The following is a 21,654-nucleotide window of genomic DNA, read 5'->3' as shown; positions in this document are numbered from 1 at the left end:
GACGTGCATGGCATGTCGGCCCCGCTGCTTTTTTCAGAAGAGGAAATAGCGCTGGGCCATCGGCAGGGTTTCTGCCGGCTCGCACCACAGCAGCACGCCGTCGGCCTTGACCTGATAGGTCTGTGGATCGACATCGATGTCCGGCAGGTAATCGTTGTGGATCAGATCGGTTTTCTGCACCTCGCGGCAACCTTTGACCACGGCGATTTTCTTCTTCAGGCCCAGTGCTTCGGGCAAACCCGCCGCCTGCGCGGCCTGGCTGATGAACGTCAGGCTGGTGGCGTGCAACGAGCCGCCGTAACTGGCGAACATCGGGCGGTAATGCACCGGCTGCGGGGTCGGGATCGAGGCGTTGGCGTCGCCCATCAGGCTGGCGGCGATGGCGCCGCCCTTGAGAATCAGCGTCGGTTTTACCCCGAAAAACGCCGGACGCCAAAGCACCAGATCGGCCCACTTGCCCACTTCCACCGAACCCACTTCATGGCTGATGCCATGGGTGATCGCCGGGTTGATCGTGTATTTGGCGATGTAGCGTTTGGCGCGGAAGTTGTCGTTGCCCTCGCCATCCAGCGGCAGCGGGCCACGCTGCTTTTTCATCTTGTCGGCGGTCTGCCAGGTGCGCGTGATGACTTCGCCGACCCGGCCCATGGCCTGGCTGTCGGAGCTGATCATCGAGAAGGCACCGAGGTCGTGGAGGATGTCTTCGGCGGCAATCGTTTCGCGGCGGATGCGGCTTTCGGCGAACGCCACGTCTTCGGCTATGCTCGGGTCGAGGTGGTGGCAGACCATCAGCATGTCGAGGTGTTCGTCGATGGTGTTGCGGGTGAACGGCCGGGTCGGATTGGTCGAACTCGGCAGCACGTTGGCGAAACCGCAGGCCTTGATGATGTCCGGCGCATGACCGCCGCCGGCACCTTCTGTGTGGTAGGTGTGGATGGTGCGGCCCTTGAATGCGCCGAGGGTGGTTTCGACGAAACCGGACTCGTTGAGGGTGTCGGTGTGGATTGCCACCTGGACGTCGTACTGGTCGGCGACGCTCAGGCAGTTGTCGATGCTCGCCGGGGTGGTGCCCCAGTCTTCGTGCAGCTTGAGGCCGATGGCGCCGGCCTTGACCTGCTCGATCAAAGGCTCGGGCAGGCTGGCGTTGCCCTTGCCGGTGAGGCCGATGTTCATCGGGAACGCATCGGCGGCCTGGAGCATGCGCGCCAGATGCCATGGCCCGGACGTGCAGGTGGTGGCGTTGGTGCCGGTGGCCGGCCCTGTGCCGCCGCCGATCATGGTGGTGACGCCGCTCATCAGCGCCTCTTCGATCTGTTGCGGGCAGATGAAGTGAATGTGGGTATCGATGCCGCCGGCAGTGAGGATCATGCCTTCGCCGGCGATCACTTCAGTGCTGGCGCCGATGGCGATGGTCACGTTCGGCTGGATGTCCGGATTGCCGGCCTTGCCGATGGCAGCGATACGCCCGTCCTTGAGGCCGACGTCAGCCTTGACGATGCCCCAGTGGTCGACGATCAGCGCGTTGGTGATCAGGGTGTCGACCACTTCGGCGGCGAGCAACTGGCTCTGGCCCTGACCGTCGCGGATCACTTTGCCGCCACCGAATTTCACTTCTTCGCCGTAGGTGGTGAAGTCCTGCTCGACTTCGATCCACAGCTCGGTGTCGGCCAGGCGCACCTTGTCGCCGACCGTGGGGCCGAACATGTCGGCGTAGGCTTGTCTCGAGATTTTCATGTGCGTCCTTCAGGAAAATAGGGGTGAGCCATCGACCCTCACCCTGACCCTCTCCCGGAGGGAGAGGGGACTGATCGCGTGTTTCTTTCGACATACTTCGACCTGAATTGTCGAGTCGAACTCAGGGGGCTGAAACACCCCCAATCGGCGCCCTCTCCCGCCGGGAGAGGCTGGGGTGAGGGGCAGCGGTACACGCGGACTCAGAGGTCACCCATGACGCGCCCGGCAAACCCGAACACCCGGCGCCTGCCGGCCAGTTCGACCAACTCCACCTCGCGGCTCTGCCCCGGTTCGAAGCGCACCGCAGTCCCCGCGGGAATGTTCAAGCGCATGCCACGGCTGGCGGCACGATCGAAGGTCAGGGCGTCGTTGGTTTCGAAGAAGTGGTAGTGCGAGCCGACCTGAATCGGCCGGTCGCCGCTGTTCGCCACCTTCAGGCTGACGGTGCGGCGGCCGGCGTTGAGTTCGATGTCGCCGGGCTGAATCTGGTACTCACCGGGAATCATCAATGGGCTCCTTGCAGGATCTTGTAATAGAGGGCCGTCGGGCGGTATGTGCCGTTCGGGTCGCAGGCGTAATCGGGGATTTCCCCGGCGCGGGTATAGCCCTGGGCTTTGTAGAAATCTTCGGCGGGGGAGCCGGCCTCGGTGTCGAGGTAGAGCATGCCGCGTTTGTGCTGACTGGCCGCCAACTCCAGGGCCTGCATCAGTTGCTGGCCCAGACCGCGCCGCCGCGCGTGCTCGCGCACCAACAGTTTCTGCACCTCGGCGCGGTTCAGGCCATTAGCCTTCTGACACAGGCTCAGTTGCACGCTGGCCTGCACCTGTTCGTCCTTGACCACCACCCACAGCAACACGCTGCCCTTGCCGAGGTTGTCCTGAACCTCGTCGAAATAGGCGCGGGCCTGTGCCGCATCGAGGTCGGCCATGAAGCCGACACTGGCGCCGTAACCCACCGCATCGAGCAGCAGGTCGATCAGGCCCTGACGATAGTGCGCAAAACTTTCGGCATTGACGCGTCGCAGTTGGGCGGGGTTCATCGGGTGTCACTCCTTGTTGGCGGGCGGCGGTTCCGCGCCAGGATTGAGGGTCAGTTGCATGAAGGTCAGGTCGAGCCAGCGGCCGAACTTGGTGCCGACCTGCGGCATCTGCCCGGTGGTGATGAACCCGACGCGCTCGTGCAGACGAATCGACGCCGCATTGCCGCTCTCGATGGCGGCGACCATCACATGTTTGTCGCAGGTTTTCGCCCGCTCGATCAGCGCGCTCATCAGGCGCGGGCCGAGGCCGTTGCCGCGTTGGTCGCTGCGCACGTAGACCGAGTGCTCGACGGTGTGGCGGAAGCCGTCGAACGGCCGCCAGTCACCGAACGAAGCGTAGCCGAGGGTGGCGTCATCGGCGTCGACGATCACCAGGATCGGATAACCCTGGGCCTGGCGGGCGGCGAACCATGCCTGGCGGTTGCCGAGGTCGACCGGGTTTTCGTTCCAGATCGCCGTGGTGTTGAGCACGGCGTCGTTGTAGATGTCGCGGATCGCCGGCAGATCGGCGTGTATGGCATCGCGGATGGTGTAAGTCATGACGCGCCTCAGACGATCGGTTGGTGAACGGTGACCAGTTTGGTGCCGTCGGGGAAGGTGGCTTCGACCTGGATCTCCGGGATCATTTCCGGGATGCCTTCCATCACCTGGTCGCGGTTGAGCAGGGTGGTGCCGTAGTGCATCAGCTCGGCCACGGTCTGGCCGTCACGGGCGCCTTCGAGCAGCGCGGCGGAGATGTAGGCCATGGCTTCCGGGTAATTGAGCTTCACGCCACGGGCCAGTCGCCGCTCGGCGACGAGGCCGGCAGTGAAGATCAACAGCTTGTCTTTTTCGCGTGGGGTCAGGTCCATCGTAGAAATCCATTGTCGGGAGTTGAAGAAAATCAGGTGTTCCAGATTCGGGGTGGCAAGGCTTCGCGGCTAAGCAGAGCAGGTCTGAGCAGGCGCCAGAGTTCGATCAGCCACGCCCGTGCCTGCAACGCCTCACCCGCCAGGCAACGCGCAACCAGCAAACCCGGCAACTGCGTCAGATCCCCGCGCACCGCATGCCCCAGTGAGCGGCAGCGCTCCAGCAGTTCAGCATCGATTTCACCGCTCACCAGCAAGGTCGCAAACACCGGATGGCCATCCAGTCCGATCGGCGAATCGAGCAAACCGTCGTTGCCGACAATGCGCTGGCGTTCATGCCAGAGCAATCGACCGTCGCGGCGAATATCCAGGTGCGCCTGGAAATGCCCGAGATCGAAACGCTCGCCGCTGGCCGGGCGACCGAGGGCCACCACGTCCCAGTAGAACAGCCGCGCATCACCCTCAAGCTCAATCGAGGTGCTGAGTTCGGCCTGGGCGGCGCTGTAGACGATGGTTTCCTGGGGCAGCCACTCCAGTGTCGCGCCCGCTGCCACGTTCAGTTCGAGTTTCTGATAGGCCGGCCCGGCCGCGCGATACCACTTGGCGGCGCCGGGGCTGGTGATCTGCGCCCAGGCGTCGGGCTCGACGCGGGCGCTGATGTCCAATCGATCACCGCCGGCAATCCCGCCCGGCGGATGGACGATGATGTGCTGGCAGACCTGCGGCCCTTCGGCGTACAGATGCTTCTGCACCCGCAGCGGACCGAGATGCCGGCGCCGGACCGGGCGCGTGCAATCGCCGAAGCGCGCGTAGGCCAGTTCCAGCTCGGCGTGCCAGCTCGGGGTAAACAGGGCAGTGGTCAAAGGTAAATTCATGGTTCGTGGTTATCGTTAGGAAGCTACAGATTAGACCGTTGCCTTAAATAGTGACTAGCCCGCGCACACCTTCGGCTTCCATATTTTCGCCGCGCCCCTGCTGCACGATCTCGCCCCGGGACATCACCAGATACTGATCGGCCAGTTCGGCGGCGAAATCGTAGAACTGTTCCACCAGCAGAATCGCCATGTCGCCGCGCGCCGCGAGCTTCTTGATCACGGCGCCGATCTCCTTGATCACCGACGGCTGGATGCCTTCGGTGGGTTCGTCGAGGATCAGCAGCCGTGGACGACTGGCCAGGGCGCGGCCGATGGCCAGTTGTTGTTGCTGGCCGCCGGACAGGTCGCCGCCGCGCCGTTGTTTCATTTGCAGCAGCACCGGGAACAATTCGTAGATGAACGCCGGCACCTCTTTGGCTTCGCTGCCGGGAAACCGCGACAGGCCCATCAGCAGGTTTTCCTCGACGGTCAGCCGGCCGAAGATCTCCCGGCCCTGGGGCACGTAGGCGATCCCGGCGTGAACCCGCTGGTGCGGCTTGAACGTGGTGATCGGCTTGCCTTCCCAGTTCACCGCGCCTTCTTTCGCTGGCAGCAGACCCATCAGGCACTTGAGCAGGGTGGTCTTGCCCACGCCGTTGCGTCCGAGCAGGCAGGTGACTTCGCCGACCTTCACGTCAAACGTCAGGCCGCGCAGGATGTGGCTACCGCCGTAGTATTGGTGCAGCTTGTCGACTTGCAGCATTTGCAGTGTCTCCTCAAATCCCCACCGATCCGGTGAGCTTCAGCGGCCGAGATAGACCTCGATCACCCGCTCATTGTCCTGCACCTGTTCCAGCGATCCTTCGGCCAGCACACTGCCCTGGTGCAACACCGTGACGTGGTCGGCGATCGAGCCGACGAAGCCCATGTCGTGCTCCACCACCATCAGCGAATGCTTGCCGGCGAGGCTTTTGAACAGTTCGGCGGTGAATTCGGTTTCGGCGTCGGTCATGCCCGCCACCGGTTCGTCGAGCAGCAGCAGTTGCGGGTCCTGCATCAGCAACATGCCGATTTCCAGAAACTGCTTCTGGCCGTGGGACAACAGTCCTGCCGGACGATTGACCGAGGACGTGAGGCGAATGGTGTCCAGCACTTCACTGATCCGGTCCCGCTGCTCGCCGCTCAGCCGCGCACGCAAACTGGCCCACACCGACTTGTCGGTCTTCTGCGCCAGCTCGAGGTTTTCGAACACGCTCAGGGCTTCGAACACCGTCGGCTTCTGGAACTTGCGCCCGATGCCGGCCTGGGCGATCTGCACTTCGCTCATCTGCGTCAGGTCCAGGGTTTCGCCGAACCAGGCCTTGCCGTGGCTGGGCCGGGTCTTGCCGGTGATCACGTCCATCAGGGTGGTCTTGCCGGCACCGTTGGGGCCGATGATGCAGCGCAATTCGCCGACGCCGATGTACAGGTTCAGAGCGTTCAGGGCCTTGAAGCCATCGAAGCTGACGCTGATGTCCTCCAGGGTCAGGATCGTGCCGTGACGGGTGTTCAGCCCCGGCCCGACCCGCTGGCCGAGGCCCAGCGAATCGCGGCTGGTGCCGGCGTCGCGGTTGGGTTCCAGTGGCGGGAAGAAGGCCGGTTCCAGCATGAATTCAGCGCTCGCCGTGATTCTCATTGCTCACCTCTTTTCTTCAGCAGACCGATCACGCCCTTGGGCAAATACAGGGTCACGACGATGAACAGCGCGCCGAGAAAGAACAGCCAGTATTCGGGGAAGGCTACGGTGAACCAGCTCTTCATGCCGTTGACCACACCGGCGCCGAGCAATGGCCCGATCAGCGTGCCACGCCCGCCGAGGGCCACCCACACGGCGGCTTCGATGGAGTTGGTCGGCGACATTTCGCCGGGGTTGATGATCCCCACCTGCGGCACGTACAACGCCCCGGCCAGACCGCACAACACCGCGCTCAAGACCCACACGAACAGCTTGAAACCGCGCGGGTCGTAGCCGCAGAACATCAGGCGGTTTTCCGCATCGCGCAGCGCGGTCAGCACCCGGCCGAACTTGCTCCGTGCCAGACGCCAGCCGATGAACAGGCTCGCCATCAGCAATGCCACCGTCGCCAGAAACAACACTGCACGGGTCCCCGGTTCGGTGATGCCGAAGCCGAGGATCGAGCGGAAATTGGTGAAGCCGTTGTTGCCGCCGAAGCCGGTTTCGTTGCGGAAAAACAGCAGCATGCCGGCGAAGGTCAGGGCCTGGGTCATGATCGAGAAGTACACGCCCTTGATTCGCGAGCGAAAGGCAAAGAAGCCGAACACCAGCGCCAGCAACCCCGGCGCCAGGACCACCAGGCACATGGCCCAGAGGAAGTGCTCGGTGCCGGCCCAGTACCACGGCAATTCGCTCCACGACAGAAAGGTCATGAACGCCGGCAAGCCATCGCCGGCCGCCTGACGCATCAGGTACATGCCCATCGCATAACCGCCGAGGGCGAAGAACAGGCCATGACCGAGAGACAGTAGGCCGGCGTAACCCCAGACCAGATCCAGCGCCAGTGCGACGATGGCGTAGCAGAGAATCTTGCCGACCAGGGTCAGGGTGTACGCCGAGACGTGCAGCGCGTTGTCCGCCGGCAACAGCGACAGCAGCGGCAGGGCGATCAACAGCGCGAGGATCGCCGCGCCCGCCGCGATCGTGACTTTCGGGCCGGCCTTTTGCGTGGCGGTAATGAGAAGTGGCTGGTTCATCAGTCGATCACCCGTCCTTTCAGTGCGAAGAGGCCTTGCGGACGTTTCTGGATGAACAGAATGATCAGCGCGAGGATCAGGATCTTGCCGAGTACCGCACCGATCTGCGGTTCGAGAATCTTGTTGGCGATGCCCAGGCCGAAGGCTGCGAACACGCTGCCGGCCAGTTGTCCGACGCCGCCGAGCACCACCACCAGGAACGAGTCGATGATGTAGCTCTGGCCCAGGTCCGGGCCGACGTTGCCGATCTGGCTCAACGCGACACCGCCGAGCCCGGCGATGCCGGAGCCGAGGCCGAAGGCGAGCATGTCGACGCGGCCGGTGGGCACGCCGCAGCAGGCGGCCATGTTGCGGTTCTGGGTGACCGCACGCACGTTCAGGCCGAGGCGGGTCTTGTTCAGCAGCAGCCAGGTGAGGACAACCACGAACAAGGCGAAGGCAATGATCACGATGCGGTTGTAAGGCAGCACCAGATTCGGCAGTACCTGAATGCCGCCGGACAGCCACGCCGGGTTCGCCACTTCGACGTTCTGCGCGCCGAACACCAGGCGCACCAGTTGAATCAGCATCAGGCTGATACCCCAGGTGGCGAGCAGGGTTTCCAGCGGTCGGCCGTAGAGGTGACGGATCACCGTGCGTTCCAGGGCCATGCCGATGGCCGCGGTGACGAAGAACGCTACCGGCAGCGCGATCAGCGGGTAGAACTCGATGGCCTGTGGCGCGTAGCGCTGGAACATCAGTTGCACGACGTAGGTCGAGTAGGCGCCGAGCATCAGCATTTCGCCGTGGGCCATGTTGATCACCCCGAGCAGGCCGAAGGTGATCGCCAGACCGAGTGCGGCCAGCAGCAGGATCGAACCGAGGGACATGCCGCTGAACGCCTGACCGAGGACTTCGCCGACCAGCAGTTTGCGTTTGACCTGGGCCAGGCTGGTTTCGGCGGCGGTGCGCACGTTGGCATCGGCTTCGATGCCGGGTTCGAGCAAACCTTCGAGGCGCGTGCGGGCCAGCGGATCACCGGTCTCGCCGAGCAAGCGCACGGCGGCCAGACGCACGGCCGGGTCAGGGTCGACCAATTGCAGGTTGGCGAGGGCCAGGCTCAGGGCGGCGTGGACGCTTTCGTCTTTTTCGCCAGCCAGTTGCTGGTCGAGGAATTTCAGCTGCGCCGGTTTGGCGCTTTTCTGCAATTGCTGCGCGGCGGTCAGACGGGTTTTGGCGTCGGCGGCGAGCAATTGGTGGCTGGCCAGCGCGGTGTCGATCAGACCCCGCAGGCGGTTATTCAGGCGCAGGGTCTTGGGTTGGCCGTCGACGGTCAGCTCGCCTTGTTGCAGGGCGTTGATCAGTTCGACACGGGCCGGATCGGGCTGCGCGGCCCAGGCTTCCAGCAGTTTGGCCTGTTGCATCGGGTTGGCGACGACGAAGTCTTCGGCGTCCCCGGCGTGGGCGACCATCGGCAGCAGGAGCGCGATGGCAAGGATGAAGCGGTGGAGGGCAGTGGGCATGGTGGTGTCCTGTTCAACCGCCCCCTCACCCTGACCCTCTCCCGGAGGGAGAGGGGACTGACCGAGGTGTCTGGACGGTGTGCTGCAACCTGCAATTTCGAGCCGATCTTCAGGCTTTGAAAAGCCTGAAGATCGGCTCCCTTTCTCCCTCGCCCCCCTTTGGGGGAGGGATTTCAGTTGCTCCCCTGAGTCCGGATTCGCCTCAGTTACTCTTCACTGCATAATCCGGCTTCTTGTCATTGCCCTGAATGAACGGACTCCACGGCTGCGCGCGGATCGGCCCTTCGGTCTGCCAGACCACGTTGAACTGCCCGTCGTTCTGGATCTCGCCGATCATCACCGGTTTGTGCAGGTGGTGATTGGTCTTGTCCATGGTCAGGGTGTAACCGGACGGCGCGGCGAAGGTCTGGCCGGCGAGGGCTTCGCGGACCTTGTCGACGTCGGTGGACTTGGCTTTCTCCACCGCCTGCGCCCACATGTGGATACCGACGTAGGTGGCTTCCATCGGGTCGTTGGTCACGGCTTTGTCGGCGCCCGGCAGGTTGTGTTTCTTCGCGTAGGCCTTCCAGTCATCGACGAACTTCTTGTTCACCGGATTTTCCACCGACTCGAAGTAGTTCCACGCCGCAAGGTTGCCCACCAGCGGTTTGGTGTCGATGCCGCGCAATTCCTCTTCGCCCACGGAGAACGCCACCACCGGTACGTCGGTGGCTTTCAGGCCCTGATTCGCCAGTTCCTTGTAGAACGGCACGTTGGAGTCGCCGTTGACCGTGGAGATGACCGCTGTCTTGCCGCCGGCCGAGAACTTTTTGATGTTGGCGACGATGGTCTGGTAATCGCTATGGCCGAATGGCGTGTAGACCTCTTCGATGTCCTTGTCGGCGACGCCTTTGGAATGCAGGAACGAGCGCAGGATCTTGTTGGTGGTGCGCGGGTAGACGTAGTCGGTGCCGAGCAGGAAATAGCGCTTGGCGCCGCCGCCTTCTTCGCTCATCAGGTACTCAACTGCGGGGATCGCTTGCTGGTTTGGCGCGGCGCCGGTGTAGAACACGTTCGGCGACATCTCTTCGCCCTCGTATTGCACCGGGTAGAACAGCAGGCCGTTGAGTTCCTCGAACACCGGCAGCACCGATTTGCGCGACACCGACGTCCAGCAGCCGAACACCACTGCGACCTTGTCCTGGGTCAGCAACTGCCGGCCCTTTTCTGCGAACAGCGGCCAGTTAGACGCCGGGTCGACCACCACCGGCTCCAGCAGCTTGCCGTTGACCCCGCCCTTGGCATTGATCTCGTCGATGGTCATCAATGCCATGTCCTTGAGCGACGTCTCGGAGATCGCCATGGTGCCGGACAACGAATGCAGAATCCCGACCTTGATGGTCTCGGCGGCTTGCACCGTCCAGGTCATGCCCATCGCGGCAATGCTTGCCGAGAGTGTGAAAGCCTTGATCAGACTGCGACGCTTCATTGTGCGATCTCCATGAACATTCAGTTTTTATGATGGGCAGATACGAACGCTGAAGCAGCTTTAGCAAGGGTTGTGCCCACGACTGAAAGGGCGTTGTTGCGGGGGCGAAAAGCGCAGGAATCGACGCCGGTCGCACCAGGTTGGCGCTGAATCCGCCGCCATGTGCGGGTCATGCGCCGATGTGGTGCCGCGTCGAATTTTTCCAGCCAATACATATGTACCGCTGCCGTGGATGGCGAATGTCGATCATGGCCTGTGCGATTTCCCCAAGGCTTTGCGGGGACGTCATCAGGATTTTCTACATTCACGGATGAATACGTTATGGATAATTTTTCGGATCGCCCCCGGCGTTCGCCCGAGGTGAGCATTGATTCGTTGTTCTACAGCAAGCCACATATCAGTGCGGACGACGCCGCGCGTTTTGCCCATGAGCTGATCGGCAACAAGCGCGACAGGGAATACGGCGGGATGATTCTGCTGCGCGAGGACGGGCGTTTCGTGGCGACCGAGCCGCTTGCCGCCAAAGGTGATCGCTTCGACTTCAAAAGGCTGTTGGCAGTGGATGCCCAAGGCCATTTTCTCCACCCCGAGGGGTTCAAGTGCCATGCCCTTTATCGCTCGCACCCCAATGGGGGCGCCGAGCTGAAAGCGGCCAACCCGGCGTTCACCGACGAGCAGATCGAGGTCATCGTCAGTTTCTTCACCGAGCGCGACAAGCTGTTCATGATCCGCAATCGTGAGTTCGTGCCGGCGTTTTACCTGTCTGGCAGCGAAGGCAGCCTGTTCAGGTACATGCCCAGCGGATCTGCCGCCGAGGATCTGCTCGCGGAAAAAATCAGGAACGGCCGCCCTGATGGGCCGTTCACCTTTTTTGAAGCACCGATAGAGGAGCTGGCACAGGCGGGCGCGCTGAGCCTGGTCTACAACACTCGCGGAGTCTGGGGATCGCGCCGAGGGCAGTTCGACGCTGAATGGGCCATGCATGAGCCGGTGAACAAACTGACAGAACCCACGGAGCCGCCGTTCTGTACGCCGATTTATGATCAGGCAAGCAGCGTGGTCGAGGCGATCATGAGCGTCGATACGCTGAACGTCGGTTTCGGCTTCAGCGGTTTTGTCTTCAAGGTGCTGGACAAGGATGAGTACGTCGGCACCTTCCCCTGGCGCAATCCTTCCACGCTGGTATCGCCGCTCAACGACTTTCCCCGGCACGAGACGGGCGGGCCGAGTCTGCGGCCGGAGCTGCGGCTGGACGGCATCTTTTATCTGGCCCAGACGAAAGCGGCGCAGGTGCCCGCCAAGCAGGAGTGGCTGTACCGCAACTTCTTTTCCCCGGTTCATCTGGCGGCGGCCATTACCCAGTCGCGCAAGGATACTTACCTGCTGGACCCCGAGCGCTCGCTCACGGTCTACACCCGCACGCCGGACAAGGCCCTGCTGAGTTACACCTGCTCTGGCTCCGCCGCCGAAACGAAACTGATGGCCTCCCGAGGCAAGCTGCAGAAAGCCTTGCAAGACGGCACGCTGAGTCCTTTCGAGTTTGTCTTGCAGGTCGCTGCCGCCGGCCGGCTCGAGGTGGTGCAAACCGGTGCCGTGTGGGACAAGGCCGGGCCGGTCGGGGCGGGCTGGCGACCGTTCGAGCGAATCCATCGCTCGCTGAGTCCGGCGTTCGTGACCGCCGACGACGCGGCGCGTTACGCCCACTTTCGCCATGGCAAGTCGCGCGACGCCGAACAATTGGGCTATCTGTTGCAGCGCAGCGACGGCAAGTACTTCGCGACGGCATCGACCACCGCCAAGGCGTGGGCGAAAGACTGGAACCTGCCGTTTGCCGGGGGCGTATCGGGCAAGCCTGTCGAGCTGCCGGGCTATCGCTACGTGGCGCTCTACAAGATGTTGAAAGATCCGCGCCAGACCCTGAGGACCCAGCATCCCGACTGGTCGGACGATCGTATTTCCCTGCTCGCCAGCCTGCCGAGTTTTGCCAGTCTGGCAGCAATCGCTTCCAGCCGGGACTGGGTCACCACGCTGTACAACTCAGGCCCCGATGGTTCTCTGGTCAAGTACGTCGCCAGCGGTTCGCAGGACGAGCGCAATTTCGGCGCGTTTCTGACCAGCGCGGTAAACGACGGGCGCGTTGTCGCAACCCTCGACGGCTTCGACGGCACCGGAATGCAGATGGTCAAGAAGCTCGTCACCCTGGGTGAGTTGAACATCGTCATTTCCAGCCCGGTGTGGAAGGCGTCCCGGGGCAAGGTGCCTGGCTCGTGGGTGGCTTTTGAGCCGTTCACCCCGGCGACGCCAGTGACGCCCGGTTTCAGCTGGGTGTTTCAGGATCCCGGCACGGCGGCGCAATGGGTTCACGATCAGATGCAGGCGAAACCCGGCGTCAGGCAGCTCGCGTTCATTCTCAAAAGTCTCACGGCCGACGAGTACGTGGTCAGTGAGCCGCTGGGCAACGATCCGGCGCAGGTGTCGCTGCCGCTGTTTTCGCCGCTGCATGTCTTTACCGTCGACGAGGCGGGCAAGCCCCGGCTGCCCGAAGGCTATGGGATCCATGCTTTGTGTTATCAGCCGGCGCCGGACAGCCGCGAGACATCCAGGCAAAAGTGGCTGTACGAAAACTTTGTCTCGGCGAGCGATTTCGCAGCGGCCATCGGCAGCGCGCGGGTGCGCGAGACGCCGGGGCTGGCGCTGTACCTCAGTACCCGCGATGGCGCGCAGCTGCGTTATGCGTTTTCCGGTTCGGAGAAGGAAAACCAGTTGTACGCCGTCAATCCTCATGGACGGGTGTCGGACAACGGTGATCAGGCCGAGCTGGCGGCCGGCACCCTGACGCCGGAGGCGTTTGTCCGGCGGGTGGCGGCGGCCGGTGCGCTGTCGGTGGTGCGGGCGGGCCGGTTGTGGGATGTCGAGGGAGAGGTCGGCCTCGCCTGGCAACCCTATGGCCGTTATCCAAAACCGGCGCTGAGCCCGGCGTTTCTCACGGCGGACGATGCGGTTCGCTATGCCCACGAACGGATCGGCAAGCAGCGCGACTACGAGTTCTGCGGTTATGTCATGGAGCGCCAGGACGGGCGCTTTGTCGTCAGCGAGCCGTGGGTCGTCGGCGAGTCGGGACGCTTTGCCCCCGGCTACGTCTATCCCGATGACGCTTCCGGCAAGCCGATCCTGCCTGAGGATCATCGGCTGCGCGGTGTGTATGCCTCGCGCCTGGCGCTCTCGCAGTACGATCCGCAAAGAATGGCCCGCCACGGCTGGAGCCGCGAGCAGGCGAGCATCGACGCACAAATTTTCTGCGACGCAGACCTGCACGCCATCCTCGGCAATCACCAGCACGCGACGACGGCCTGGCTCTGCGCCGCCGAAGATGCCTTGATCGCCTACGACATCAGTGGCTCGGCGGCGGAAAATGCCTTGCGCGCGCAAGTCGCCCCCGAGACCAAAGGCAGTCGCCTGGCGCAGGATCTGGCGAGGGGTGCCATGCTGCCGGGGGATCTCGTCAAGCAGTTGGCCGACGCCGGCGGTTTACGGGTGGTGATCGCCAGTGAGTTGTGGGGCGCGCGGGGCATGGTGCCCGAATACTGGAGCGCCTTTCCCGCATCGCAGAGTGCCGACGTGTCTGGACCGGTGGCGTTCGGCGCGGTGTTCGCGGACGCCGATGCGGCGGCGCGCGACGCCCATCAACGGGTACGCCGCTGTGGCCCGGACCAGACCTGTTTCGGTGTTGTTCTCAAGCATGCGGACAAGGAGGAATACGTCGTCAGCGAAACGCGGCCGGCCAGTGACGAGCAGCCACTCTTCACCCTGGGGAATCTGTTCAAGAGCGATGACGCCGGTGAGTTCCTGTACCCCGCGTCATTCAAGCTGTTCGGCCTGTTCTACGCCCGGCAATGGCTGCCGACAAAGCTGCCCCCAAGCGAGCAATGGCTCGGCCGGCATTTCATTTCTTCGAAGGATTTGTACGAGGGCTTTTTCCAGGCCCGACGCTTGCGAGCGAAGGACGAAAAAATCGGTCTGCCGGTTTATCTGTCGACCCTGGATCGCGCGCTGTTGAAATACCGCTCACCCAACTCGACGACGTTGTTCGATGCGCGGATGCTGCCGTCGGGAGTGGCCGAGGATGTGCATTCGCTGCTGAGCAGCGGAGCGTTGTTGGCCAAGGCCTTTGTCGATCGTGTGATCGCCCGATGCTGGTTGAGCGTGGTGGTCGGCAGTGACTGCTGGGGGGAGGCGGGGCCTGTCAGGTTGACCACCGACTGGAAGCCCTATGCAGGTTTTACCCGGCGCGCCCTGAGTCCGGCGTTCACCTGTCAGGCCGATGCCGTGCGGCATGTCCAGAGCCTGCCTGGGATGGATCGGGAGCAGATCCACGGCGGGCTGGTGCTCAAACGCACGGATGGTCTGTTTGTCGCCACCGAGCCGTTGCCGGTGGAAAGCGAGGACTTCGACCCGAAGCAGATTCTGCCGGACGAGGACGTCGCGGCGGATCTGCTGGCGCCGGGTTGCAAGATCGTCGCCCGTTATCGCAATCGGGTGGCGAGCGCGTTGCCGTTCCTGATCTCCGGGCTGGAACGGCAGACCTACAGCGATTTCTTTTCCACCGAGGTGTTGGCCACGGCGCTGGCGTCGGGTCATCTCTGGACTCACGAATACCTGCTCGGCGCGCAGGGCTCGATGCTGTGCTTCACCCAGCAGAACGATGACAGCGATCTGCTCAATACCTCGCAGAAAATCCAGCGGGCGGCACGTCTGGCGTTGCTCGAAGGCCAGCTCACGCCTTCCACCGATGCGCCTCACGATCCGTGGAGCAATCTGATCGAGCGACGGATCCGCAGTGGTGCGGGCACCCCCACCCAACTGGTCAATCAACTGCTCAAGGTCGGGGTGTTGCAGGTGGTGCAGAGCAGCAACCTCTGGGGGCCGGCGGGCAGACTCGGCGGTGGCTGGCTGCCGCAGGCGCAGGGTTATCTGGCGCCGCAATCGGTGCGTTTCGCCACGGCGGACCGGGCGTTGAGCCCGGCGTTCTGTCACAGCGACGATGCGGTGCGTCATGCCCATCAGCACGCCGGAGGGCGCGGGCAATGGGCGTTTGGCCTGGTTCTGAAATCGTCGCGCCCGGGCCATTCGGTCACCAGCCTGCCGGTCACGGCGGATGACCTGAAGTTTCCCCTCGGGCGGATTTTTCGTTCGGGCCAGTTGCCGACCGGATACTCGGTGCAGGGCCTTTATCTCTGCGCACCGGCACGGCAACCGGATGAGTTGCCGAGCAACGAAGTATTTCGCAGTTTTGTGCCGCCGTCGGTGCTCGTGGCAGCCTTGTCAGCGGTGCAGATCGCGTCCGTGGAGGCACCGTTCCAGGCGTTGTACCTGTCATGCGCCGATGGCGCCTTGCTCAAGTACGAGGCCGCAGCCTGGGACAGTGATTTGCAGACCCATGCCGCACTGACGGCTTACGTGAAGACGCTGCAAGGCGATGGCAATCCTGCGGACTACATTCACAAGGTGGCGCGCGCCGGTCAGTTGAGTGTGTTGGTGTCCAGTGCGACCTGGGCGACGCTGGGGCGCGTGGGATCGAACTGGAGTCCTGGCAAGGTCGAGCAAAGCACTGTCTCCGACGATGAACGCCTGGCACTCGGGCCGGTGTATTCCCATGCGGACGATGCCGCGCGCTGGGTGTGGCGACGGGTACGCCATGCCCGTGACAAGGCCTGGCTGGGGGCGATTCTGCGTGACGGCAACGGCAATTTTGTCGCCACCGAACCGTTGGATGACAGCGGCCCGACGGTGCCGGTCGGGCTGCGTGACGACACCCCGGCCCATCGTCGCCTGTTCATGGGGGTGATGTATCCCGGCTATTCCGGTACGGCGAAAAGATACCCGGCGGGCTACAGGGTGATGGGTGTGCAGCAGGCCTGGAAACTGGATGACAACCCGCAACGGTTCAGCAGTCGGTTTGAGGAAATGCTGTATCGCAACTTCGTGGATCACGACGAAATCCGTGCCTTCAACGCGCTGCTCAGTACCGCCCGGATCGCTGACGCCCGCTACTACCTGACGCCGCGCAATGGCGCGTTGCTTGCGCACAGCCCCAGCTACCTGGATCGCGAAGCGCAGGTGTTGCTCGACGACTGGACGGCCGTGGAAAACGGCGTCACCCGTTCCAGACTGGCCGAGGTGCTTGATGTCCTGATTCTCACCGGACGCTTGCAGATTCTTGAGCCGGACCGCTTCTGGTATCCGCGCGGCCCGCTCACGACAAAGCGTTTGCAGGAGATGAGTCGCCGGCCATCCGACACCTGAGACGCATCACCCTGCGGGTTATTTCCTGCGCATCAGGCCGATGAAAAACAGCCCGCCGAGGGCGGCCGTGGCCACGCCGATCGGCAGATCCTCGGGGGCGATCAGGGTGCGTGCGGCAACGTCGACCCACACCAGGAACACGCTGCCGAGCAGCACGCACACCGGCAGCAGACGCCGGTGTTCGGCACCGATCAGGCGCCTGGCGATGTGCGGCACCATCAGCCCGACAAAACCGATGGAGCCGCTGATCGACACCAGCACGCCGGTCATCAACGAGGCGATCACGAATACCCGCAAGCGCACCGTGCGGGCGTTCAGGCCCAGGGTCACGGCGGTCTGCTCGCCCGCCATCAACCCGTTCAGCGGGCGCGCCATGCCCAGCAGCAGCACCAGCCCGAGCAACACGCTCAGGGCCGGCACCGTCAGCAGTTCCCAGCGCGCCAGCCCGAGGCCGCCGAGCATCCAGAACATCACGGCAGAGCTGGCACGGTGGTCGCCCATGAACAGCAGCAGGTTGGCGATCGCCATCATCACGAACGACACCGCAACGCCGCACAACAGCAGCCGATCACTGTCGAGCCGGCCCTGACGATTGGCGATGCCCAGAACCAGCAACATGCTCAGCAACGCGCCGATAAACGCGGCAATCGGCAGGGTCAGCAAACCGACGATTTCACCCACATGCAGCACCACGATCACCGCCCCCAGGGTCGCGCCCGAGGTGACGCCGAGCAGGTGCGGATCGGCCAGCGGATTGCGCGTCACCGCTTGCAGCACCGCACCGATCAGCGCCAGCCCGGCGCCCACCAGCGCACCGAGCAGCATGCGCGGCACGCGGATCAGCCAGACGATGTGTTCCTGGCCGGCGCTCCAGTTCACTTCGCCGAAACCGAACAGCTTGTGCAGCAGAATCCGCCACACCACGTCCACCGGCACCCGCGCCGGGCCGAAACCCAGGGACACCACGCACGACACCAGCAGCACCGCGCCGAGGGCGAGCAGCAGCCAGGCATAGCGACGATTGATCATTCGCCGTGGAACCCTTTGGCCAGGGTTTCCACCGCGAGCACGTTGTCGATCCCCGGCGTGGCCTGCACGTAGGGGATGACGATGAAGCGCTGGTTCTTGATCGCGTCCACCGATTGCAGGGCCTTGTTGTCGAGCAGAAAGCGGATCTTCTGCTCGGCGGTGATTTCGCTGTAGTCGACGATCACGATCACCTGCGGATTGCGTTCGACCACGGTTTCCCAGTTGACCCGGGTCCAGCTCGCTTCGATGTCATCGAGGATGTTGCGCCCGCCAGCGGCGTCGATCAGTGCCTGGGGCATGCCGAGGCGGCCGGAGGTCATGGCGCGGTCTTCGCCGCTGTCGTAGAGGAACACCCGGGGCTGTTGCGCCGGCAGGTCTTTGCGGATCTCGGCGACCTGGTTCTGCATGTCGGCGATCAGGGCGTTGGCGCGATCCTGCACGTCGAAGATTTTGCCGAGGTTGCGCAGGTCGTTGTAGGTGCCTTCCAGGGTCGCGGCCGGACGCTTCATCACGAAGGCGCAGGATTCAGTCAGCTCATAGACATTGATGCCCAGCGGTTGCAGGGTCTGCGGGGTGAGGTCGCCGCCGACGCGCATGCCGTAATCCCAGCCGGCAAAGAAGAAATCGACGTTGGCATTGAGCAGGGTTTCCACCGACGGGTATTTCGCCGCCAGCTCCGGCAGGCCGTCGAGCAGCGATTGCATGTCCGGCGTCACCGACTTCCAGCCACTGACCCCGCTGTAGCCGGCCATGCGCGGCTTGAGGCCGAGGGCGAGCATCATCTGGGTCATGTTGATGTCGTGGCTGACCGCGTGTTTCGGCGCTTCGCTGAACGTTACCTCACGGTTGCAGCTGTGCACGGTCAGCGGGTATTTCGTGGCTTCGGCCAAGGCCTGGGCACTGCACAGCAAGAGGGCGACGCACAGCAGGGAACGTACGGTCATGGTCGGGTTATCCAGGTGATTCGCGGGTAGTCGTGAAGCGGGTGGGTGTCGATCAGCGCCTCGACGCCGAAGACCTCGCGCAGCAACTCGACGCTAAGCACTTGCCGTGGAGTGCCGCTGGCGACGATGCGGCCGTGGTCGATCACATACAGCCGATCACAGAAAGCGGCGGCGAGATTCAGGTCGTGAATGCTCGCCAGGGTGCCGATCTTCAGCTGCCTGACCAACTGCAACAGCTCCAGTTGATAGCGCGGGTCGAGGTGGTTGGTCGGCTCGTCGAGGATCAGCAGTTGCGGTTGCTGGGTCAGGGCGCGGGCGAGGATGACACGCTGTTTTTCACCGCCGGAGAGGGTGGCGAAGGCGTGGTCTTCGAAGCCTTGCAGGCCGACGGATTGAAGGGCCTGGGTGGCGAGGCGGCGGTCTTCAAGGGTGTCGCCGTCGAACAGACCTTTGTGCGGTGTGCGCCCCATGGCGACCACTTCTTCGACGGTCAGGCCGAAGGCGTCGGGAAATTCCTGCAAGACCACGGCGATGCGTTGCGCGCACCAGCGCGACGATTGCTTCCAGACGTTGTGATGATCGAAACGGACTTCGCCGTGTTCCGGTCGGCTGAAGCGGTAGGCGCAGCGCAACAGACTGGTCTTGCCGCTGCCGTTGGGACCGATCAGCCCGACAAACTCTTCGGCGGCCACGTGCAGCGAGGCGTCACGCAGCTGGAACTGGTGATGGCAGTGGCCGTGGTCGTGGCCCAATGGGGTCCAGGCGAGGGTGTCGAGGGTCAGGGTGGTCATTGGGTTCCGGTGGTTGGTGGGATTGGGTTTTTTGGGGTGTCAGTGGGATCACTCGCCCCTCATCGGAACGCCGCCCGCCCAGCCCTCACCCCCCAAGGGGGTGAGGGCAAGGCGTCCATGGATCAAAAGGTGTAGTCGGCCGTGACGAAAAACGAGCGCGGCTCGCCAAGAATCCATTGTTGCCCCTCGTTGTACTGGCTCTGCGCATACTGGCGGTCAAACAGGTTGTTCACCTGCAACCCCAGCGTCGTGTTGCGCAGGGCTTTCCATGACAGCGTCGCATCGACCACGGTGTAGCTCGGCAGTTCGTTGCGGTTGGCCATGTCGGCATAACGCGCGTCGACATAACGCACCCCGGCACCCGCCTTCAAGTCATCGCTCAGCGCCTTGCTCAGCCACAGGTTGGCGGTTCGACGTGGTACGTCCACCGGGCGATTGCCGTTGCGCGACACCGGCACGCCGCCCACCACTTCTTCGAATTCGTCGTATTTGGCCTTGACGATCGCGGCGTTGGCTTGCAGTTGCCAGGCCTGTGGCAGTTGCAGATCGAGGCTGGCTTCCAGTCCGTTGGACGACTGCTGGCCGACCTGCTGCTTGAGCGTCGGGTTGCCTGGATCGTCGGTCAGCAGTTTCTTTTTCACGATGCGATACGCCGCCAGGGTGAATTCGCCGCGCTGATCCCAGAACAGTTGCTTCATGCCGATCTCGGTTTGCCGGGCGGTGGACAAGTCGTATTGCTGCTGGCCCGGACTGAGGGAAATCAACCCGCCGATGCCATCGGTGCTGGTCGCGATCTGGCCGTAAAACGAGGTCTGCGGGGTCAGCGCAAACACCAGCCCGGTCTTCCAGTTATTGCCGGTCAGGGTCTTGTCGCTCTGGCTGCCATCCACCAGATTGTTGCGATCGACATGCACGTAGTCGCGGCGTACACCAGTCACCAGCGACCAGCGTTCGCTCAGTTGCGTACGGTTTTCGGCAAACACCGACATCTGTCTGGTGGTGCTGTCGAACTGGTCGCGATACGGATTGGCGCTCTCGAAATAACCCGGCTGCGGGTGATACAGATCCACCGGCTGACCGTTCGCCAACAGGTCGTTGAACGGTGAATTGCTGTTGAGCTGGAAGCGGATGCGGTTGTAGTCGATGCCGGTCACGGTCTGGCTGTCGAGGCCGAACAGCGAGTGCCTGAAGGTGAACGTCTGGCGGTCGCCGACCTGTTCCTGCCGGTGGCCGATGCCGAAGTAACCGCTGCGGCTGAGTTGCTGGCTGGCGCTGTCGAAGTTGTAGTTCTCGGCGTTCTGCCAGCGGTGCTGGGCCTTGAGGTAGTACAGCTCGTTGCTGGCGCTGACCGCGTCGTTGATCTGCCAGTCGCTGGTCAGGCGCGTCCATTGATCGTTGTAGTGCTGCTTGTCGTCGCGCACGTTGTAGTTCTTGTTGCGCAGGCTGTCCTTCAATTGCCCGTTGATCAGCGGCGTGCCGAAGTAGTTTTGCGGGCGCTGGTCGCCGTAGTCGTGGGCCAGGGTGAAGCTCAGATCGTCGCTGGCCTGCCAGCGCAGGGCGGCGCTGATGAAGTCGCTGGAAGAGTCGCCGCGATCGACCCAGCCGTTGCTGCGCAGGCGATTGAGGTTCAGGCGATAGCTCAGGGTGTCGCTCAGCGAGCCGCCGCTGTCGAACGCCTGTTGCTGGCTGTCGAACGAGCCGTAACCGACGCGCAGGTGGTTTTCGATTTCGCCTTCGAACGGTTTCTTCGGGATCACGTTGACCACCGCGCCAGTCGCGCCTTCGCCGTACAGCACCGAGGCCGGGCCGCGCAGGACGTCGACGCGCTCCACCGACCAGGTATCGACCGGGAACGTCACGGTGCCCATGCCGGTGTACATACGATTGCCGTCATACAACTGCATCACCGAACTCTGCCCGGTGAAACCGCGCGCCTGCAGCGACGTGCCGCCGTCGCCCGGCGTACCGGTGCGGCTGATGCCGGTGCTGCGTGACACCGCGTCCTGCACGCTGCGGTCGCCACGGGCACGGACCTGCTCGCCGCTCAGGCTTTCGACACTGGCCGGGGTTTCCATGGCCGTGAGGTTCAGGCGCGAGCCGGCGCTGGTCGGTGTGGTCAGGCTGACGGTTTCATCGTCAACGGCCGGCGCGGTGATGGTGCCGGTGGGCAGTGTCAGCGGGGCGTTGTCGGCGTGGGCGCTGTTGTTCAGCGCGAACAGGCAGAGACTGGACAAGAGGTACTTGTTCATCGGAGACGGTAAATCGCTTCTGCAAAAGAAAACCCGCCGTTTTCGACGGCGGGCAGGGCGGTCAATTAGTGTTATACAGTAACACTAAAAATAACCGGGGTTTAAGCCCCGGCAGTTTAAAGAGCTGTCTAAATCACGCATC

16 protein-coding genes are annotated in these 21,654 nt (G+C 63.4%); 1 reads left to right on the top strand and 15 read right to left on the bottom strand.

All coding sequences use genetic code 11. The annotated features are described in order from the left end of the window. Positions 1 to 33: 33 nt before the first annotated feature. The 11 genes from ureC to urtA all read right to left on the bottom strand — a co-directional run bounded on the left by ureC (position 34) and on the right by urtA (position 10,196). Positions 34 to 1,734 (bottom strand): urease subunit alpha, encoded by a 1,701-nt coding sequence (gene ureC / locus N8H74_RS07230; protein WP_217832685.1) that lies wholly within the window; start codon positions 1,732 to 1,734, stop codon positions 34 to 36. Positions 1,735 to 1,934: 200 nt separating this feature from the next. After that, positions 1,935 to 2,240, bottom strand: coding sequence for an urease subunit beta (locus N8H74_RS07225; RefSeq protein WP_262146775.1), 306 nt, complete (start codon positions 2,238 to 2,240; stop codon positions 1,935 to 1,937). Further along, entirely contained in the window at positions 2,240 to 2,773 is a 534-nt protein-coding gene (locus N8H74_RS07220; protein WP_262146774.1) for a GNAT family N-acetyltransferase, read from the bottom strand. The genes N8H74_RS07225 and N8H74_RS07220 overlap by 1 nt, the downstream gene beginning before the upstream one ends. 6 nt (positions 2,774 to 2,779) lie before the next feature. Then, entirely contained in the window at positions 2,780 to 3,313 is a 534-nt protein-coding gene (locus N8H74_RS07215) for a GNAT family N-acetyltransferase (RefSeq protein WP_262146773.1), read from the bottom strand. 8 nt (positions 3,314 to 3,321) lie between these two features. Beyond that, complete coding sequence (ureA, locus tag N8H74_RS07210; RefSeq protein WP_217832681.1) at positions 3,322 to 3,624, bottom strand: urease subunit gamma; 303 nt, start codon at positions 3,622 to 3,624, stop codon at positions 3,322 to 3,324. 32 nt (positions 3,625 to 3,656) lie between these two features. After that, a complete protein-coding gene (locus tag N8H74_RS07205) occupies positions 3,657 to 4,496 on the bottom strand; it encodes an urease accessory protein UreD (RefSeq protein WP_262146772.1) in 840 nt (279 codons plus the stop codon). Between the two features lie 43 nt (positions 4,497 to 4,539). Next, complete coding sequence (gene urtE / locus N8H74_RS07200; RefSeq protein WP_008031204.1) at positions 4,540 to 5,238, bottom strand: urea ABC transporter ATP-binding subunit UrtE; 699 nt, start codon at positions 5,236 to 5,238, stop codon at positions 4,540 to 4,542. A 39-nt stretch (positions 5,239 to 5,277) separates the two neighbouring features. Continuing rightward, a complete protein-coding gene (urtD, locus tag N8H74_RS07195; RefSeq protein WP_217832678.1) occupies positions 5,278 to 6,150 on the bottom strand; it encodes an urea ABC transporter ATP-binding protein UrtD in 873 nt (290 codons plus the stop codon). Then, the gene (urtC, locus tag N8H74_RS07190) at positions 6,147 to 7,226 is read right to left on the bottom strand and encodes an urea ABC transporter permease subunit UrtC (protein ID WP_262146771.1); all 1,080 of its coding nucleotides are present in this window, start codon (positions 7,224 to 7,226) and stop codon (positions 6,147 to 6,149) included. The genes urtD and urtC overlap by 4 nt, the downstream gene beginning before the upstream one ends. Further along, positions 7,226 to 8,728 carry an urea ABC transporter permease subunit UrtB gene (gene urtB, locus N8H74_RS07185; RefSeq protein ID WP_262146770.1) on the bottom strand — a complete coding sequence of 501 codons (1,503 nt, stop codon included), beginning with the start codon at positions 8,726 to 8,728 and terminating at the stop codon, positions 7,226 to 7,228. Before urtB ends, urtC begins: the two co-directional genes overlap by 1 nt. 202 nt (positions 8,729 to 8,930) lie before the next feature. Further along, entirely contained in the window at positions 8,931 to 10,196 is a 1,266-nt protein-coding gene (urtA, locus tag N8H74_RS07180; RefSeq protein WP_217832675.1) for an urea ABC transporter substrate-binding protein, read from the bottom strand. A 321-nt stretch (positions 10,197 to 10,517) separates the two neighbouring features. Here urtA and N8H74_RS07175 point away from each other — a divergent pair, with 321 nt between their 5' ends. Then, on the top strand, positions 10,518 to 16,499 hold the full coding sequence (locus tag N8H74_RS07175; protein ID WP_262146769.1) for a DUF4329 domain-containing protein: 5,982 nt from the start codon (positions 10,518 to 10,520) through the stop codon (positions 16,497 to 16,499). A gap of 18 nt (positions 16,500 to 16,517) precedes the next feature. Here N8H74_RS07175 and N8H74_RS07170 read toward each other — a convergent pair whose 3' ends face one another. From N8H74_RS07170 to N8H74_RS07155, 4 genes are all read right to left on the bottom strand, one after another. Next, positions 16,518 to 17,528, bottom strand: a complete 1,011-nt coding sequence (locus N8H74_RS07170) for an iron ABC transporter permease (RefSeq protein ID WP_217832673.1) — start codon at positions 17,526 to 17,528, stop codon at positions 16,518 to 16,520. Continuing rightward, positions 17,525 to 18,472, bottom strand: a complete 948-nt coding sequence (locus N8H74_RS07165) for an ABC transporter substrate-binding protein (RefSeq protein ID WP_262146768.1) — start codon at positions 18,470 to 18,472, stop codon at positions 17,525 to 17,527. Before N8H74_RS07165 ends, N8H74_RS07170 begins: the two co-directional genes overlap by 4 nt. After that, positions 18,469 to 19,263 carry an ABC transporter ATP-binding protein gene (locus tag N8H74_RS07160; RefSeq protein WP_262146767.1) on the bottom strand — a complete coding sequence of 265 codons (795 nt, stop codon included), beginning with the start codon at positions 19,261 to 19,263 and terminating at the stop codon, positions 18,469 to 18,471. The genes N8H74_RS07165 and N8H74_RS07160 overlap by 4 nt, the downstream gene beginning before the upstream one ends. Positions 19,264 to 19,385: 122 nt before the next feature. Further along, positions 19,386 to 21,512: a TonB-dependent receptor gene (locus N8H74_RS07155; RefSeq protein ID WP_262146766.1), complete on the bottom strand. Its 2,127-nt coding sequence runs from the start codon at positions 21,510 to 21,512 to the stop codon at positions 19,386 to 19,388. Between the last annotated feature and the right edge of the window lie 142 nt (positions 21,513 to 21,654).

Source organism: Pseudomonas sp. B2M1-30 (genome assembly GCF_025447575.1).
GTDB lineage: Bacteria > Pseudomonadota > Gammaproteobacteria > Pseudomonadales > Pseudomonadaceae > Aquipseudomonas > Aquipseudomonas botevensis.
This window is presented reverse-complemented; position numbering and strand designations above follow the sequence as displayed.